Origin of the sequence: Flagellimonas myxillae (assembly GCF_023502235.1) — a bacterium.
Classification (GTDB): Bacteria; Bacteroidota; Bacteroidia; order Flavobacteriales; family Flavobacteriaceae; genus Flagellimonas; species Flagellimonas myxillae.
In genome coordinates this window covers 197,756-214,342 of record NZ_JAMFLY010000002.1, presented here as the reverse complement: position 1 = coordinate 214,342, position 16,587 = coordinate 197,756, and the positions used below count along the sequence as shown (strand labels likewise).

General features: G+C 42.3%; 17 protein-coding genes. 6 read left to right on the top strand and 11 right to left on the bottom strand.

Annotation, left to right across the window (positions count from 1 at the left end; translation table 11 throughout):
* Window positions 1-44: 44 nt before the first annotated feature.
* The 4 genes from M3P07_RS09380 to M3P07_RS09365 form a co-directional block, all read right to left on the bottom strand.
* On the bottom strand, window positions 45-1,391 hold the full coding sequence (locus tag M3P07_RS09380; protein ID WP_249969650.1) for a BspA family leucine-rich repeat surface protein: 1,347 nt from the start codon (window positions 1,389-1,391) through the stop codon (window positions 45-47).
* A 3-nt stretch (window positions 1,392-1,394) separates the two neighbouring features.
* On the bottom strand, window positions 1,395-1,979 hold the full coding sequence (locus M3P07_RS09375) for a cadherin repeat domain-containing protein (RefSeq protein WP_249969649.1): 585 nt from the start codon (window positions 1,977-1,979) through the stop codon (window positions 1,395-1,397).
* Between the two features lie 201 nt (window positions 1,980-2,180).
* Window positions 2,181-2,876, bottom strand: a complete 696-nt coding sequence (locus tag M3P07_RS09370) for an ABC transporter ATP-binding protein (RefSeq protein ID WP_249969648.1) — start codon at window positions 2,874-2,876, stop codon at window positions 2,181-2,183.
* Between the two features lie 130 nt (window positions 2,877-3,006).
* On the bottom strand, window positions 3,007-4,476 hold the full coding sequence (locus tag M3P07_RS09365; protein WP_249969647.1) for a DUF5687 family protein: 1,470 nt from the start codon (window positions 4,474-4,476) through the stop codon (window positions 3,007-3,009).
* Between the two features lie 122 nt (window positions 4,477-4,598).
* On the opposite strand from M3P07_RS09365, the gene M3P07_RS09360 reads away from it, so the two are divergent.
* The 5 genes from M3P07_RS09360 (at window position 4,599) to M3P07_RS09340 (ending at window position 9,116) form a co-directional block, all read left to right on the top strand.
* Window positions 4,599-5,648, top strand: coding sequence for a ferredoxin--NADP reductase (locus M3P07_RS09360; protein ID WP_249969646.1), 1,050 nt, complete (start codon window positions 4,599-4,601; stop codon window positions 5,646-5,648).
* A gap of 241 nt (window positions 5,649-5,889) precedes the next feature.
* A complete protein-coding gene (locus tag M3P07_RS09355) occupies window positions 5,890-6,696 on the top strand; it encodes a TIGR04282 family arsenosugar biosynthesis glycosyltransferase (protein ID WP_249969645.1) in 807 nt (268 codons plus the stop codon).
* A gap of 90 nt (window positions 6,697-6,786) precedes the next feature.
* Complete coding sequence (locus M3P07_RS09350) at window positions 6,787-7,122, top strand: arsenosugar biosynthesis-associated peroxidase-like protein (RefSeq protein ID WP_249969644.1); 336 nt, start codon at window positions 6,787-6,789, stop codon at window positions 7,120-7,122.
* A gap of 75 nt (window positions 7,123-7,197) precedes the next feature.
* Window positions 7,198-8,286: an arsenosugar biosynthesis radical SAM (seleno)protein ArsS gene (gene arsS / locus M3P07_RS09345; protein ID WP_249969643.1), complete on the top strand. Its 1,089-nt coding sequence runs from the start codon at window positions 7,198-7,200 to the stop codon at window positions 8,284-8,286.
* Window positions 8,287-8,498: 212 nt separating this feature from the next.
* Complete coding sequence (locus tag M3P07_RS09340; RefSeq protein WP_249969642.1) at window positions 8,499-9,116, top strand: TetR/AcrR family transcriptional regulator; 618 nt, start codon at window positions 8,499-8,501, stop codon at window positions 9,114-9,116.
* A gap of 135 nt (window positions 9,117-9,251) precedes the next feature.
* Here M3P07_RS09340 and M3P07_RS09335 read toward each other — a convergent pair whose 3' ends face one another.
* From M3P07_RS09335 to M3P07_RS09325, 3 genes are read right to left on the bottom strand one after another with little or no spacing between them, the layout of a single operon-like run.
* Window positions 9,252-10,304, bottom strand: a complete 1,053-nt coding sequence (locus M3P07_RS09335; protein ID WP_249969641.1) for a glycosyltransferase family 9 protein — start codon at window positions 10,302-10,304, stop codon at window positions 9,252-9,254.
* On the bottom strand, window positions 10,288-10,893 hold the full coding sequence (locus tag M3P07_RS09330; protein ID WP_249969640.1) for a DUF4254 domain-containing protein: 606 nt from the start codon (window positions 10,891-10,893) through the stop codon (window positions 10,288-10,290). The genes M3P07_RS09335 and M3P07_RS09330 overlap by 17 nt, the downstream gene beginning before the upstream one ends.
* A 37-nt stretch (window positions 10,894-10,930) precedes the next feature.
* Window positions 10,931-11,857, bottom strand: coding sequence for a DUF6427 family protein (locus M3P07_RS09325; protein WP_249969639.1), 927 nt, complete (start codon window positions 11,855-11,857; stop codon window positions 10,931-10,933).
* Between the two features lie 39 nt (window positions 11,858-11,896).
* On the opposite strand from M3P07_RS09325, the gene M3P07_RS09320 reads away from it, so the two are divergent.
* Window positions 11,897-12,118 carry a DUF6341 family protein gene (locus M3P07_RS09320; protein ID WP_249969638.1) on the top strand — a complete coding sequence of 74 codons (222 nt, stop codon included), beginning with the start codon at window positions 11,897-11,899 and terminating at the stop codon, window positions 12,116-12,118.
* Between the two features lie 54 nt (window positions 12,119-12,172).
* Here M3P07_RS09320 and purD read toward each other — a convergent pair whose 3' ends face one another.
* The 4 genes from purD to M3P07_RS09300 all read right to left on the bottom strand — a co-directional run bounded on the left by purD (window position 12,173) and on the right by M3P07_RS09300 (window position 16,571).
* Entirely contained in the window at window positions 12,173-13,444 is a 1,272-nt protein-coding gene (purD, locus tag M3P07_RS09315) for a phosphoribosylamine--glycine ligase (protein WP_249969637.1), read from the bottom strand.
* A gap of 57 nt (window positions 13,445-13,501) precedes the next feature.
* Window positions 13,502-14,488, bottom strand: a complete 987-nt coding sequence (locus M3P07_RS09310) for a UDP-glucuronic acid decarboxylase family protein (RefSeq protein ID WP_249969636.1) — start codon at window positions 14,486-14,488, stop codon at window positions 13,502-13,504.
* A 1-nt stretch (window position 14,489) separates the two neighbouring features.
* On the bottom strand, window positions 14,490-15,800 hold the full coding sequence (locus tag M3P07_RS09305; protein ID WP_417952559.1) for an exopolysaccharide biosynthesis polyprenyl glycosylphosphotransferase: 1,311 nt from the start codon (window positions 15,798-15,800) through the stop codon (window positions 14,490-14,492).
* Window positions 15,801-15,878: 78 nt separating this feature from the next.
* Window positions 15,879-16,571, bottom strand: a complete 693-nt coding sequence (locus M3P07_RS09300; RefSeq protein ID WP_249969634.1) for a WecB/TagA/CpsF family glycosyltransferase — start codon at window positions 16,569-16,571, stop codon at window positions 15,879-15,881.
* Window positions 16,572-16,587: the final 16 nt, after the last annotated feature.

Below are 16,587 nucleotides of genomic sequence, written 5' to 3'. Positions count from 1 at the left end.
CCCTTCTCTTAAGCTGAAGAGGCTTTAAAATGATGTTTTGCGGATTAGTTACACTCAAAATCGTTAGTAATAGTCCATTGCTTTGCACCTGTTAGAAAATTTCGTGCCTCAATAGCGTCATCCCCACAATAAACTAAATCAAATGCGCCAAGTGAAATACCAGTTGGTAGATCTTGTTGCTGACTCCACCCGATTAGGGTATTGTTATAATTGGGGATATCCACCCCAGAACTACTTAGCATTCCATTCATTGCTGTAGCACTTTTTATGTTCCAACCCCCAAGGTTCTGATTAAATGCAAATGCTCCGAGGAACATAGCGCTAAAATCCTCAACGCTTTGCACATTCCAATTGGTAACGTTACCATTAAATTTATGAGCTTGGGCGAACATGCTGTCCATGTTCTCCACCTTAGACACCACCCAATTCTCCAAATTTTGATTGAATGACTCTGCACCCAAAAACATGTGTTCCATATTTGTCACATTGTTTACATGCCAATTGCCAATATTGCCATTAAACTCGGTTGCACCCTCAAACATTTGGGACATGTTTGTAATATTGCTCACATCCCATCCACTTAGGTCTCCACCATTGAATGTGGCGGCATTTAGGAACATTCCGGTTAAATCTGTAACATGAGACAAATCTGGCGTATCTGTTGCATTATAGTGCATGTTCATGCAGTGGGCAAAAGAGAAGGTTAGGTCCTTCCATTGTATTTCACCCCATTGTTCAATACTGTGTAGCTTAGAGCCATAGGAATTGTAAGGCAAGTCAATACTGGGAAATTCACCGTTAATGGACACAGTTTTTATGCCAGGTTGTGCATAAATGTGATACGGCGGCTCATTATTAGTTATGTGTTCAACAAAACCATCACCCCAATCAATGGTATAGTCATAGCCGTCGATAAATAAGTCATCTGGATCAGTACCTACAACGATAACTTCATTGGCATCGATAACATACCATGTTGTGACAAATGCTGAAGGATCTTCGGAAGGGCTTTCAATAACATTCTGTACTATAAATCTAACTTCCAATTCAACAATGAATTCATCGTCTGCCACCGTAACAACAATCAAGTGTTGTTCCGAGCTCTCAAAATCAAGATTTTGTCCCTGGGTCAATCTGATATCACCAGTGGTACTATCTATTTCAAAAAGGTCTGCATCATTGGTTTTGATGCCAAATGTCAAATCATCATTCTCCGGATCGGATACCTCCAGGGTTCCAAGTACCACATTCACGGTAACGTCCTCCTTGACTTCAAATTCCTGATTGGATACGCTAGGGGTCTCATTAACATTGTTGACATTTATAGTTATTTGTTCACTGCTTGCATGCTGACCATCATATACACTTACGGTCAACCCGTAAGATGACATCTGTTAGTAATCCAAAGAGGCACCAACAACCAAGCTTAGCTTTCCATCTTCAGATATTTCAAAGAGTTCACTTGCATCAGTTGTAATAGAAAATGTCAGCGCGCCTTCCTCTGGGTCGGATGCCTGGACACTCCCAATGATAAAATCTTCTGTGACATTCTCGTCAACAGGGAATTCTTGATCTTCCACAATAAGAGGGGCAAGGTTTTCAGGGTCTATTTGGATCACGTTGATAGTAATGGTCTCCGTGGCGGTGTCCGAGTTATCGGTCACTTTAATGGTAAGCGTGTAGGTATTGGTGGTGTCAAAATCCAAACTTTGGCCTTCGGCCAAACCCAGAACTCCGGTGGTGCTATTTATAACAAAGGGCCCGGCCTCTCCACTAATGGAGTAGGTCAAAGGGTCACCGTCTGGGTCGGACGCCTGCACTTTACCAAGATTATCACCTGGGACTTTGGTTTCGGGCAGATTAAAGATTTGGTCAGGGGTAATGCTTGGGACTCCGTTCGGGTCTTTGCCATCATCCTTGCTACAGGAAACGGCAGCCAAGGCAAAAATGGCCATAACAAATAGGTTTTTCAGTTTCATCTTTTGGGAATTTTACGATTAAGGCCTAAAAGTGCTTTGTATTTTTTGTTCTGCTCGGGCCCAACTAACGGATGATGGGTTTTAATTGATGGATGGCCTGTTTGGGTGGACGGAATTTTTTGGATATGTCGGTTCGAGTGAAATTCCAGAAGAATCTGGCTCGAGAACGACACGCACTAAGCCGTGTTATGGAGGTTTGGATTAGCCGCCAAAAAATGTTTCCAGCTCCTGAAGGGTTTCTGTTGAGGTCTGGATGTCCTTTACGATTTCACCCTTGTTCAAGACCACTATGCGTTCGCATACCTCGGTAACATGCAAAAGATCGTGGCTAGAAATTAAAACGGTCACCCCTTCTTTGGCAGCAAGCTCCTTGATTATGGCCTTAAGCCTGATTTGTGTGGTAGGATCCAGGTTTGCAAAGGGTTCGTCCAAAATAACCACTTCCGGATTACCAATAAAAGAGGCCACTATACCCGCCTTTTTCTGATTTCCTTTGGACAGGTCCCGCAAGTATTTCTTTTGCCCTAATATCTCCCCATGAAAAAAATCCGTGAAGGTGGCCAAAAGTTTGTCCACGTCCGCTTTGTTCCTGCCGCGTAGGTCTCCAATAAAGTAGAAATATTCCTCTGGGGTCAAATACCCGATCAGAAAAGATTCATCAATAAAGGCTGAAGTGAACGGTTTCCAATCCTCACTGGTGTTGATCTGAATGCCATTGTTCTCCACATGACCTGTGGTCGGTTGAATCAAATCCAACAACAAACTAAAAAAAGTGGTTTTCCCAGCGCCATTGTTTCCGACCAGACCAAAGCTTTGTCCTTTTGGAATATCCAGCGATTCAATGTTCAATACGATTTGTAGTCCGTATTTTTTAGTAAGGTTTTGTGTGGTTATCATAATGGTAAAGTGTCAAATAAAATAGTAAAGTTCAAGTTCAAAAATCAAGCTCAAATTCAATCTTTCGTTTATCAGAGTCTATTCGTTGTTCATGAATTTCATTTCAAAACCATGATGGCTATTTATCTTCCTAGCCCTCCTTTTCCTTAAAGCCGGCCAACATCCCGTATTTCTTTTTACGATATTGTTCCGTGATGCTATCCAACAATCGGTTTTTCATGGCAAATCCGATAATTCCCAAAAGGGACAAAGTAATTACTGCTGCTTCCACGGAAACTAGAAAATAGATTGCCGTAAAAACAAGTATGGGCAGCCCCAACACAGGAAGTATGATCAAAAATTGTGTGGCACTGGTACCTTGCATATTTCCCAAAGGGCTTTTGTCCAGATCTATTCTTTTTTTATTGAACGACCCAAAGTAGAGGATCACGGGAATGTTTATGCCAAGATTGTAAAGGGCGCTCCCGAAATTGATGGCCAACACTTCCCATCCAAAATATACATAGGGAATGGTCAATAGGAACATAACAACCACACTAACCGAAATCAAGCTTGCCTTGGATTCCAGGTATTTTCTTAGGGGGATATTCTGCGACATCATCATTCCATAATATGAGCTGTCCCAAGCGGGAACAAACTGTCCAAAATTGGTCAGGAAAATGCCCGTCATAAAAATGCCCAAGAATGCATGAAGCGGAACCATATTGGCATAAATTTCCTGGGTGTAAAAAATCAATCCGTAAAAAACGAAGAGCAGGGAAATAAACACTTGGGCCTTGGTGCGCTTATTGCGCCAAATCATTTTTAGGTCCAACCTTAAAAACGAGCCCATGTCCCCAAACCTTCTCGTCCATGCCAAATCCGAGGTTTTGGCTTCCTTGGTCTTTGTCTTTAAAGAGGCATCCAAGAATATTTGGCCTCTCAGAAACCGATAGTTGATGTAATAAGCCAACAGCGCCAAGGTAATGGGAACCAAGACCGTAATCGGATATTGGTACAATCCATGGAAAACCGGACCAAAAAACTCGCGCACTGGCAATAATCCGAAATAGTCGAGTCCATACATTGTCAACAGGGTGCTCCCAATGATGGCTAGAGCCTTATCATTTTTATTTACAATAAAGTTTACATAGTTGATGGTGAGCACTATTGCCAAAATGGAAACCAACCAAACAACCACATTTAGTACAGGGTAACCTTTTACCAGCAACACTATTCCGAAAGGAAGAAATAGAAAAAGGGCCATTAGATTGTAGGCGGAAATTCCCGAGCGACCTAAAATATAATGCGTAATGGCGCTTTTTTTAATGGGCATGGACAGCAGGGGTTTAATGTCCATTACCGGTAATTTTTGCATAAAATATCGAAAGAAGAGTTCTATCAACACCCAGTATACCATAAACTGGCTCAACATCCACATGGGGTTTTGGTCTGGGAAGATCTTACGCAGAATGAAATATAGGGCAGTACCCAAACCCACCAATGCCGATAGTAGGTACAGTCCAAAAAAGATCATGAGAATTTTGAGGGCAATCCCTTTTCCAAAAGAAGATGACCTAAAGAAGGATTTCCATTGTAGCCAGACAAAACGCTTAAACATGGTTGGAGGTTTTACGATTGGTTAGTAGCCCGTTCCATCCAATTGTTACAAAATGCACTCTTTTTTCAAATTTGGCAGTTCAAAATAGTCCGAATCCTTAGTTTTGCACAAAATTTGTCCAAATGAGCGAGTTTCATGCCTTAAAAATCGCAGCCGTTGATAATTTGACCCCAAATTCAGTGGCCATTACGTTTGAAGTGCCTGCTGGGCTTTCAGAAACATTTTCCTTTACTGCCGGGCAGTACATTACCCTAAAGCATCATGTAAATGGCAAGGAGGTACGCCGTGCATATTCCATTTCTTCAGCCCCCTCATCTGGCAAATTAACTGTAGGAATAAAGAAAATGCCAAATGGTACATTTTCCGTTTATGCCAATGAGCACCTTAAGGCCGGGGATAGTATCGAGGTAATGTCACCCGAAGGGCGCTTCGTTTTTGAGCCAATTTCCAAACCCAAAAATGTAGTGGCCTTTGCCGCTGGAAGTGGAATTACCCCGATAATGAGCATCGCCCAAACGGTTTTGGAGTCCAATCCAGAAAGTAACTTTGTACTTGTTTTTGGAAACCAAAGCCCCGCGGAGACCATGTATTTTAAGGAGCTGCAGGAAATACAACAAAAATATACCGATAGGTTTTATTTGCAATCCATCTACAGTCGTACTCAAGAAGAAGGCGCTCTTTTTGGGCGTATTGAGACTTCAACCGTAAACTTTGTCCTGAAAAACAAGTTTAAGGAAACCGATTTTGACGCCTTCTACCTTTGTGGCCCAGAAGAGATGATCAATACCGTATCCGAGACCTTAGAGAACAACGGTATTCCAGAGGATAAAATCCTATTTGAATTATTCACTGCATCCGAAACGGAAGATACTCTTGCCGAAAATTTGGATGGAAAAACCCATGTTGAAGTATTGGTTGATGATGAAACCTTTTCCTTTACCATGGATCAAAAGAGCTTGGTGCTGGATGCCGTCCTAAAAGAAAACATCGATGCCCCCTATTCCTGCCAGGGTGGGGTATGTAGTAGCTGTATTGCCAGAATTACCGAAGGAAAGGCCGAAATGGTAAAAAACCAGATTCTGACAGACGGCGAAGTTGAAGAGGGGCTTATCCTAACTTGCCAGGCACATCCACTGACGCCTACCCTTAAAGTGGATTATGACGATGTTTAGAAAGTGATAATCTGTTGAAGCATGAAAGGATGAAAGGTGCGAGAGTTCCTAAATTAGCCTCCAATTGCCAAAACAACATCCAAAAAGCCTTTTTTTCAATCAGATTTTGGGCAAGGGCAACCGACCAGCCAGTCTGAAAATTGAAAATTAGAAGGAGATTTTGCACTTTATCGATATCCCATCGATTTTAATCTGGGGTTTTTAGAAGTCCATTTTTAAGCTGACCGACTAGGTGGTCGGTATGTTAAAATTTGACCTCGAGGTCCTAAAATGTAATCAGATAACCACTTTTTCGACTTACATTGATGAAAAGATTTATTGTAAGTTTACGAGAAATCCTTCCATTTTGGCCAACAATTGTCCTAAACATATCGCCGTTCTTCTTTTTGCCAATTCGGCGGAAGAGGAAGTAAATGCCAAAAAAATTGGAACATCCAACAATCTATTTGAAGCGCTTACCCAAAAAGCTATAAAGACCGTTGCGGCCACTGGCCTTCCTTATTTCCATATTACGGAAGAAAAGCAACAAGGACATTCTTTTGGCCAACGCTTTTCAAATGCGATACAACACATTTTTGATACGGGATATGATCATGTTATAACGATTGGCAATGACAGCCCGCACCTAACAAAACAACATATTCTGGAAGCGGCAGCCCAACTTTCCAAAAACAAGGTGGTTCTGGGCCCGTCATTGGATGGGGGTTTTTATCTTTTGGGCTTGCATCGTTCCCACTTTAACGCAAAGCATTTTGAATCGCTTCCTTGGCAAAGGGCGTCACTTTATAAGAAAACCAAGTCCCATTTCGAGTCAATGGGTTGTCTGGTGAGTCCATTGGATGTTTTGGATGATATTGATGCTATCACCGACATCAAACGGTTATCCAACCACGTTCGTCTTTTGGGCAAAAAGTGGATAGCTCTGTTTTCCAGCTTGCTTGCACAAGGAACGCGACATTTTATCTTGAACCAATCGCCGCCTAAAGTTCTTTCTGGGCAAATTCCATTTAACAAGGGTTCTCCTTTTCGTTTTGCACCCTCGATTTAATCCTAGAAGAACTTTTTTACAGGTTCTACTCCTATTATTTATTAATGGATGGCCCTTAAGGCCATTTCCAATCAAAAAACGCAAAACAAAATGGCTAATTCATACTACGATCCAGCAGACTTACGAAAATTTGGAAAAATCACCGAATGGAGTGAAGATTTGGGCAACAAATTCTTCGATTATTACGGGAAGGTGTTTGAGGAAGGCGCTTTAAGCGCACGTGAAAAATCACTGATCGCTTTGGCGGTCGCCCATGTGGTCAAATGTCCATATTGTATTGATGCCTATACAAAAGATGGGCTTCAACGCGGGATTACCAAAGAAGAAATGATGGAAGCCGTGCATGCCGGGGCCGCGATTGAAAGTGGCGCCACCCTAGTGCACGGAGTGCAAATGATGAACAAGTACAATAAATTATCCATGTAATCATAGACGCGCGGCGCTCTTGGGTATTTAGACCGCTTCGCTTCTAGAGAGTAGACCTAATAATTCTGAATACAAATGGAACAAAGCATTTTGCCACAAATAAAAAAGGCGGCCAAGAAATCCTTAAAAGCCAGGGATAATGAGCTTGCGGAAACCAATAAGCAATTGGAAATCCTGAATGGGGGTGTTTTCGCAGATGGGGAACTGCCCTATTTCAAGGATAAGATTGCAGAAATTGGTCAATTCCCATTGCGCCCGAACAAGTTGGAAATTTTACAGATCAATGTGGGGTATATGTGCAACCAAGTCTGCGAGCACTGCCATGTGGATGCCGGACCTGATCGTAAGGAAATCATGACACGGGAAACTATGGAACTTTGCTTGGAGGTCATTAGAAATACGGGCGCACATACCTTGGACCTTACCGGGGGAGCCCCAGAAATGAACCCCAATTTCAGATGGTTTGTGGAAGAGGCCGCCAAAGCCGGAATCCAGGATTTTATTGTACGAAGTAACCTGACCATTATCAGGGCGAACAAGAAATATTATGACCTTCCGGAGTTCTTTAAAAAACATAACGTCCACGTCGTTTCTTCCATGCCGCACTACACTCGTGGCAAAACTGACAAACAACGCGGGGATGGGGTTTTTGATAAATCCATTAAAGCGCTACAAGAATTGAATGCTGTAGGATATGGTATGCCGGAAAGCGAGTTGCGATTGGATTTGGTCTACAATCCTTCAGGTGCCTTTTTGCCCGGAGACCAAATGGCGATGGAACGCGACTTTAAAAAAGCTTTGGACGAGGATTTTGGAATCCAGTTCCACAATCTGTTTGCCATTACCAATTTACCCATATCCCGTTTCCTGGATTATTTGATAGCATCAGACAACTATGAGGACTATATGTATGCCCTAGTCGAGGCCTATAATCCCGCGGCAGTTTCCAACGTAATGTGCACCAACACCATTTCGGTAAGTTGGGATGGCTGGTTGTACGACTGTGACTTTAACCAAATGCTGGAACTGAAAGTTGCAAGCAAGGTGAAACATATTAAGGACTACAACGAGGACCTTTTGAACGACCGTAATATTGTTATCTCACAACATTGTTATGGCTGTACTGCGGGTGCCGGAAGTAGTTGCCAAGGGACAGTGGCTTAATTTCTCGATTTCTATAAGCCCAACAAGCACCGTTAAACCAAAGAAATTTACACTTAAACCGACCGGGGGGTCGGTTTGTCTTTTTAGGTTCCCCTAAATTGGACATTTCACCGATTTTTCGTGTGTCTATAACCCGAATTGTTTCGGTTGGGAGCATTCCATGGGAACTTTGTAACAGACTTAACGGTCTAATAACCCAAAACCCAAATCTTATGGACAAGAACCTAAAAAAGCGTGAAACCATGCATCGTTTGTGCGCCACGGGCCTGGAAGTTTTCCATGAAAAAGGTTACTACAACACTAGCCTGGACGACATCCTTAAAGAACTATCCCTTTCCAAAGGTGCTTTTTACCATCATTTTAAATCGAAGGAAGACTACTTTATAAGTATTATCCAAAATTTGGTTGTGCAAAAGGTATATGCCCTGTTGGTGGAACCCTTGAACACCCACGAAAATCCACTTCCTGTTATTTTGGACACATTGGAACAAGCTCTGGAGCCGGGAAAACAAAATGAAATGGTATATGGCTTTATGCTAAACGATTTTTTAACGGAGTTTAATAAACGGAATGCAGAAATTTCCAGTTACCTTAAGGATATTATCAAAGTATGGGAGGTAAACTTGGTCTCAGTACTAAAAAAAGGTAAGGTAGATGGCCATATTGCCCGCCATGTGGATTGTGAGGGAGTCGCTTCCTATATCATCGCCTCGTATTTGGGCATGCGAACCCTATTATCCGAAAACAATAACCGACAGTTGAAGTACAATTACATCCAGCAGATGAAGTTGTATTTTAATGCTATTGTGGAAAAACGGGTTGAAGCGTAGATTGTTGACGCATTCGTCACTTCGAGTTAAATTTCTTTGAAATTTAGTGTCGAGTAGGGCTTAGACTCTGAAATTATCTTGTTTTCGATACGCCAAATCTTTGAATTGCCACTCAAACTGACTAAAATTTTCCCTTTAATTCTCCAATATGCTGAGAATCTTATCCACCACCTGTTTGGGAGTAATGGATTCCATCACGGATTCGTATCCTTTGGGTAGTTTATTCCCATATACCGAGGTGGGAATCAAGGGGAATTTATCCCTGTCGGCCAACAAGGCATTGTCCATGGGCTGGCGAAAGGGGTAAAAGCCCGCAAAGGGATGGGTAACGCCCCATAGTGTTACCACCGGAATTCCATAATTAGCGGCCAAATGGGCATTTCCACTGTCCATGGCCAACATAACGTCCAAATTGGAAATCAGTTCCAGTTCTTCGGCCAGCTTCAGTTTCCCTGCCATGTTATAGGCGTTGTTCCGAGGCTTTGCAAACTGCTCCAACCTTGCAGTTTCATTTGGGCCTCCGCCAAAAAGCAAAATTTTATACTTATCGGTATCATTCAGGTGGTCAATAACCTTGGTCATTAGGTGTAAGGGGTACCTTTTGCCTTCAAAAGCCGCAAAAGGGGCTATTCCAATCCATTTTTTGGCGTCCTGACCACCAACATGCTCCAGCACACCATCGGAAAGGGTTCGCCTTTCCAAAAAGTCCGCATGCTGTAATTCAATATTCAAACCAAGTTTGCCAAAAACATCTGCATAGCGCTGATGCGTACTTATTAGTTGGCTAAAGTTTTTGTTCGAGGTTCTGGTCAATGCTTTTTTTCCCGATCTACCTTTGTCAATTTGCACAAAGGGAATGCGGTCCAAGGCAAAATACTTTCGCAATACGTTACTTCGTAAAACATTATGCAGGTCAGCCACCCCACTGAAACCGAGCTTTTTTAACTCTCGATATAATCGCCAAAGGCCGATCATGCCCTTATGTCTCTTTTTTACATCAGCCTCAAATAGGGATACCCGTTCCAGGCCCGTAAAAATGGGGAAAAAGGCCTTTTTGGTTAAAATAGTGATCTTTAGATTAGGGTATTTTTTGAGTACCGCCTGTAGCACAGGAACGGTCATGGCCACATCTCCCATTGCTGAAAGCCGAATGACCAAAATATGGGCCGGTTTACCCTTTTTGTCCACGGAGCACCGGGTTTAGTTCATCGTCGTTGTACATTTTCATCTGCTTGTAGACTTTCATGTACTTGTTGCCTTGCTCAATGTCGTGCAATAGTTGGTCTATAGCTTGGGAGAGGTCCTTTCGCTGTTCTAGGAGCACGTCCAGTTTTTCCTTACACTTTCGTATATGCTCCGAAGAGGCATCTGTTCGATTTGCCTCCTCTTTCATGTGATAAATCTTTAGGGCCAAAATGGAAAGTCTATCAATAGCCCAAGCGGGGCTTTCGGTGTTTATTGTAGCCTTTTCATCCACTTCAACAGCGCTGTATTTATTCAGGAAATAGCTGTCTATATATTCCACCAAGTCTGTTCTGTCCTGGTTACTGGCATCAATTTTTCTTTTGAGGTCCAAAGCAGCAACCGGATCTATCCCGGGATCCCTGATAATGTCCTCATAATGCCATTGTACCGTATCTATCCAATTTTTTCTGTACAACAGGTGCTCCACCTGATCCTTGGGATAAGGGTTGGTGAACTCTTGGTATACATCGTCTTTAATGTGGTAGGTGTCTATACTTTGTTGAAAGACCTTAAAAGCAAAATCGCTGAACATGGCATACAAATTTCCAGCAAAGATATTGCTTTATGGATTAAAGGGTTTGGACAAAAATCAAAATAGGGGCCACGATCATAACCACCACTACCAATTCCCGGATTCTGGGCTTTTTAATGGTTTCCAAGAAATTGGTGGCGAATACCGCAGCAGGAAAAAAGGTAATCAATATGGTGCCCGTTCCATCTGGTATCAAAAATGCCATAATCGATCCTATAGCGAACGCCAAAAACAGGATGCGCAGGGGCACCAATTTACCACCTCCCTTTCTTCGTACCTGTAAAAAGACCAAGGAGGAAAGAATGCCTATCAAGGAAACATAGATCAAAATCGATAACATGCTATTCTGTCCCAAAGCTCCATCTGTCAAAAAACCAATGGGAAAGCGAAAGCGTTCCTCGAAAAAATCGGGAGTTCCCAGCAATGCCGTAATCCCCAATGTTAAAACAAACACAGTTATTATCGCTATTAGCGGAACCATCCAATTTTTCACGGTCTTCCTTTCGTACACATTGATGACCACAAAGACCAATATCAAAAAAAGGAGCGCCCACTCATAAAACAAACTGGCCACACAAATCAGAAAAGATGCGTCAAAAATTTTGTGTTTTACATTTTTGATGGACTTGATAGCCAAGAGCCTCCATACGGCCAACATTAGAAAAAAGTTGGTGAAAATGCCGTTTTTATCTGCCAATGCTTCGGAAAAAGCAAGCAAAAAAAGCACAAAAAATAACATGGCAAAACTGCTAAATTCGGTGACCTTTTCTGTCTTCACAATTTGGTTGATCAAAAAAAGTGTCAGCAGTAGTACTGCTAATACCAAGATTTCCAGGGAGAAGGAAAAATGCTCCGGTTCCAAATTCCAATTCAGAATTAGGAATAAGCCGTAAAGAAGAAACAGAAAAACGGAAAGCACAATGTAATTTATGGGCTTTGTTTTTCCGAAAAAGCTTGAAATCATCGCGGGTTTTACTACTTTTGCAAAGTAAATATAGCCAACATGAGCAAGTTTTTTTACGGCATTGAAGACTTATTTGTAAACTACCTTTTTTACTTGTATGATTTATTCCGTTCTATGGATAGCTGGTGGGGTTCCAACACCGTTAATTGGGTTTTTACCGTTATTGGATTTGTTGCCACCGTATACTGGATGAAGGAGTTGAAAATTTTCAATGACAATGGTGAAGAGGATAAGAGTATTTCTTCCCACTCTTACCTTTAATTTCTTCCGTTTCCAAGTTTGATTTCAACATCCGCTGATTGGCGGTTATTTTTGCTATAGGTCAAATCCTAGGTCCTTACGATAGTATATCCCATCAAAATGTAGCTTCTCCATATTTTGATAGGACAGTTCCAACGCTTTTCCAAAATCATCTCCGAAAGAGGTAACGGCCATAACACGGCCCCCATTGGTTACCACTTCCCCATTCACAGATTTTGTGCCTGCATGGAACACCAATGAATTTTGGATGTCTTCAATCCCGGTAATCTTCTTGCCTTTTTCGTATGCCTCAGGGTAGCCTCCAGAAACTGCCATAACGGTAGTTGCAGTTCTTTCATCAATTTCAAGGTTTACCTCGTTCAAGGTGCCGTCTGCCATTGCTTTTAGCACCTCAACCAAATCGGATTTTATCCTGGGCATTACAACCTCGGTTTCTGGGTCGCCCATACGCACGTTGTATTCTATGACCTTGGGTTGGTCCCCTACTTTGATCAATCCAATAAAGATAAATCCAACATAGGGCAGCTCATCTTTTTTAAGGCCATCTACCGTCGGCTTTACGACCTGCTCCTCTATTTTGTGCATGAAATCGGCATCGGCAAAAGGAACGGGAGAAATGGCGCCCATACCCCCTGTATTGAGGCCGGTGTCCCCTTCTCCAATACGTTTATAATCTTTGGCCGTTGGTAGCACTTTATAGTTGGTACCATCGGTCAGCACAAAACAGCTTAGCTCAATGCCATCCAAAAACTCCTCGATCACCACAGTGGCGCTAGCGGCCCCAAACTTGGAATCGAGCAACATGGATTTTAGTTCGTTTTTGGCCTGCTCCAAATTGTGAAGAATTAGCACTCCTTTTCCGGCAGCCAGTCCATCCGCTTTTAAGACATAGGGAGGCTGCAAAGTTTCCAAAAAGGTATATCCGTCGTTGAGGTTTTCTGCGGTAAAGCTCTGGTAGGCCGCCGTGGGAATCTGGTGCCTGATCATAAACTCCTTGGCAAATTCCTTGCTGCCCTCTAGGGTGGCGGCGGCTTTCTGCGGCCCTATCACGGCCACATTGCGTAGTTCCGAATCATTCAGAAAAAAGTCATGGATGCCGTTGACCAAGGGGTCTTCCGGTCCAACAACCACCAAATCTATTTGTTTGGAAAGTGTTATTTCCTTAATGGTATCGAAATCGTTTACCCCGACCTCAAGGTTTGTGGCAATGTCGGAGGTGCCGGCATTTCCAGGGGCAACATAAAGGTTGTCTACTTTGGAACTTTGAGAAATCTTATGGGCGATGGCGTGCTCGCGCCCTCCCGAGCCAAGGACCAGAATGTTCATGGTTGAATTTTTGGCAAAAATAAATCAATTCGCAAACCCGCCCTGTGATATCCTTATTTATTTCCCGTTCAAATGTGAAAAATCGCGGTGCTCTTTGCGATGAAGTTCTTCTGGGGAAAGAGATTTGAAGTAATCATAAACCTTTTTTAGACCCTCCCTTCGATTTACCTTGGGTTCCCAATCCAAGATTTCCTTGGCGCGGGATATATCGGGCTGCCGTTGTAAGGGATCATCTTGTGGGAGTGGCCTAAAGACTATTTTTTGATCTGTTCCCGTAAGCTTAATAATCTCTTCGGCAAACTCCAAAATGGTGGTTTCATCTGGATTTCCAATGTTGATGGGTTCTACATAATCGCTCATCAACAATCGATAAATCCCTTCTATCTGGTCATCTATATAGGTAAAAGAACGGGTCTGGGAACCATCACCGAACACGGTTAAATCCTCGCCGCGAAGTGCTTGTCCCATAAAGGCAGGCACCACACGCCCATCGTTTAGGCGCATACGAGAGCCATAGGTGTTGAATATGCGGACTATTCGGGTGTCTAGACCATGATGCCTATGATAGGCCATGGTAATGGATTCCATAAAGCGTTTGGCCTCGTCGTACACTCCTCGAGGGCCGATAGGACTAACATTTCCGTAGTAATCCTCGCTTTGCGGGTGTACCAAAGGATCTCCATATACTTCGGAAGTGGAAGCCACCAAGATTCTTGCATTCTTATCCTTTGCCAAACCAAGCAGGTTCAAGGTGCCCAAAGACCCCACCTTTAAGGTTTCAATTGGGATCTTAAGATAATCGATGGGGCTGGCCGGGGAAGCAAAATGTAAAATAATATCTAGGTCACCCCCATAGTGCACAAAGGTGGAGACATCGTGATGATGAAACTCAAATCGTTCCAAGGGAAAAAGATGTTCTATGTTCTTGAGATCGCCGGTAATCAGATTGTCCATTGCGATAACGTGGTGGCCTTCGGCAACAAACCGATCGCAAAGGTGTGATCCAAGAAATCCTGCCGCTCCGGTGATAAGGGTTTTTTTCATTTTAGTAAGCCTTTGCTTCGCCCTTGATGGCGTTTAATACTGTCTGGACAATAATTTTCAAATCCAGGAACATAGACCAGTTTTCAATATAAAAGATGTCGAACTTGGTCCTGTTCAGGATGTCTGCTTCCTGTTCAATCTCGCCACGATAACCACGTACCTGTGCCAGTCCCGTTATTCCAGGTTTAACAAAGTGGCGAACCATATATTTATCCACACTTGTTGCATACTCGTTGGTGTGTTTGACCATATGCGGCCTTGGGCCCACAACCGACATGGTCCCAAATAAAACATTGTAAAACTGCGGCAATTCATCGATGCTCGTCCGCCTTATTATCCGGCCAATTTTTGTGATACGCATATCGTTTTTAGTGGCAGAAATACTATCAGCATTAGTATTGGGCGCCATAGACCTGAACTTATAGCAATAGAATTCCCTGTTATCAACTCCATTTCGGGTCTGTCTAAAGAAAACGGGGCCTTTAGACTCCAAAGTTATAAGAATTGCCAGTAAAGGGGTCAGCCAAGACAAAAGCCCCAGAATTACCAAAAGGGAAAATGCCATATCAAAGCTGCGTTTTAAAAAGGCGTTGATCGGGTTATGCAGGGGTATGTCCCGTAAAGAAAGAACCGGTATATAATCGTAGTATTCAAACTTGAGCTTTTTGGCGAATATGTTTTTATTATCGGGGATAAATTTCAGCGTCTTTAAATTATTGTCGGCAAAGTTTATAAAGGCCGTCAATTCTTCATTTTTTAACTCTGATATGGAGCAATAAATTTCATCAACCCTGCTGGTTTTGATAAAGTTGAAACAATCCATCAAATTAAAATCAAGGCTTCCCGGCGAAAACTGTTTGATAAAATTATATCCGAATTCGGCTCTATCGTTGAAGACTGAAACCAATTGGTCCGTTTTTTTATTCTTTCCGATGACCACGACATTTCTAATATTCCCGCGCAAACTACCCCTGTACTGCATTAGAAGCACGTACGAAATGAGTTTTATGACAGCTACTGTTAACAGGACCAATACGAAATATTGTGCCAAGGCATATCGGCTCATTACAGGCTGTTTAAAAAACCCGATAAATGCGTAAAGCAACAGAAAGAAGAAAATAAACTGTGTGAAAATCTTTCTGATGATGATAGGCACTTTTGTGTATCTGTGGATTTTATAAAATTCGTTTCGGGTCGAGAACAAAATCCAACCTCCAGTGATATACAAATGAAACAAAAGGGGTTCCTCGAGGTTAATAGGCAAAAAATATGCGAACAAATTGATGACCAATAAGTCAACAATTAGCGACATCGGCTTTATCAAATCGGAATACTTTGTGAACCTAAAAAACATAAACGCTTTTCAAATTAGGGCTGGAGATTAAATGTATTAAAATTTAAAACGTTCACGGATAACCAAAACAATAAACTTGGTATTCCCAACCAAGTATCTTTTCCACATTCTTTTAGGTTCCTGTATTAATCTATAAAACCATTCCAGACCGGTTTTTTGCATCCATTTTGGTGCTCGCTTAACCTTACCGGCGACCACATCAAAACTGCCGCCAACTCCCATAACGAAATTAACTTTTCCCAAAACATCTCTGTTGTCAAACAGAAAATTCTCCTTCTTAGGGGAACTCATAGCTACAAACAAAATTTGCGCACCGCTGTCAGCTATTTGCTTGGCAATTTCCTGTTCTTCTTCCTTTCTAAAATATCCATTTCGATAGCCCACCACTATTCCTTCACCATATTTTTCGGTATACAATTCCACCACCTTTTTCACAACTTCTTCCTTGGCGCCAAAGAAAAATATCCTATGATTATTGATGTGGGATGCCTCAACCAAATTTTCCATAAGATCAATACCTGCCACCCGTTCTTTCAAAGGTTTACGCAGAAATCTTGAAGCCCAAACCACAGCTTGTCCGTCTGCATTGATGATATGGCTTTTATTGACACTTTCCCGAAGTTGGAGGTCTTTTTGCATGGAAACTATTTTGCCCGCATTGACCACGACATGATGGATATGCTTTTTTTCCTCAATGGCTTTAAACACCTTCCCGAGTGTCTCTTCCATTGAAAAATTGTCAATA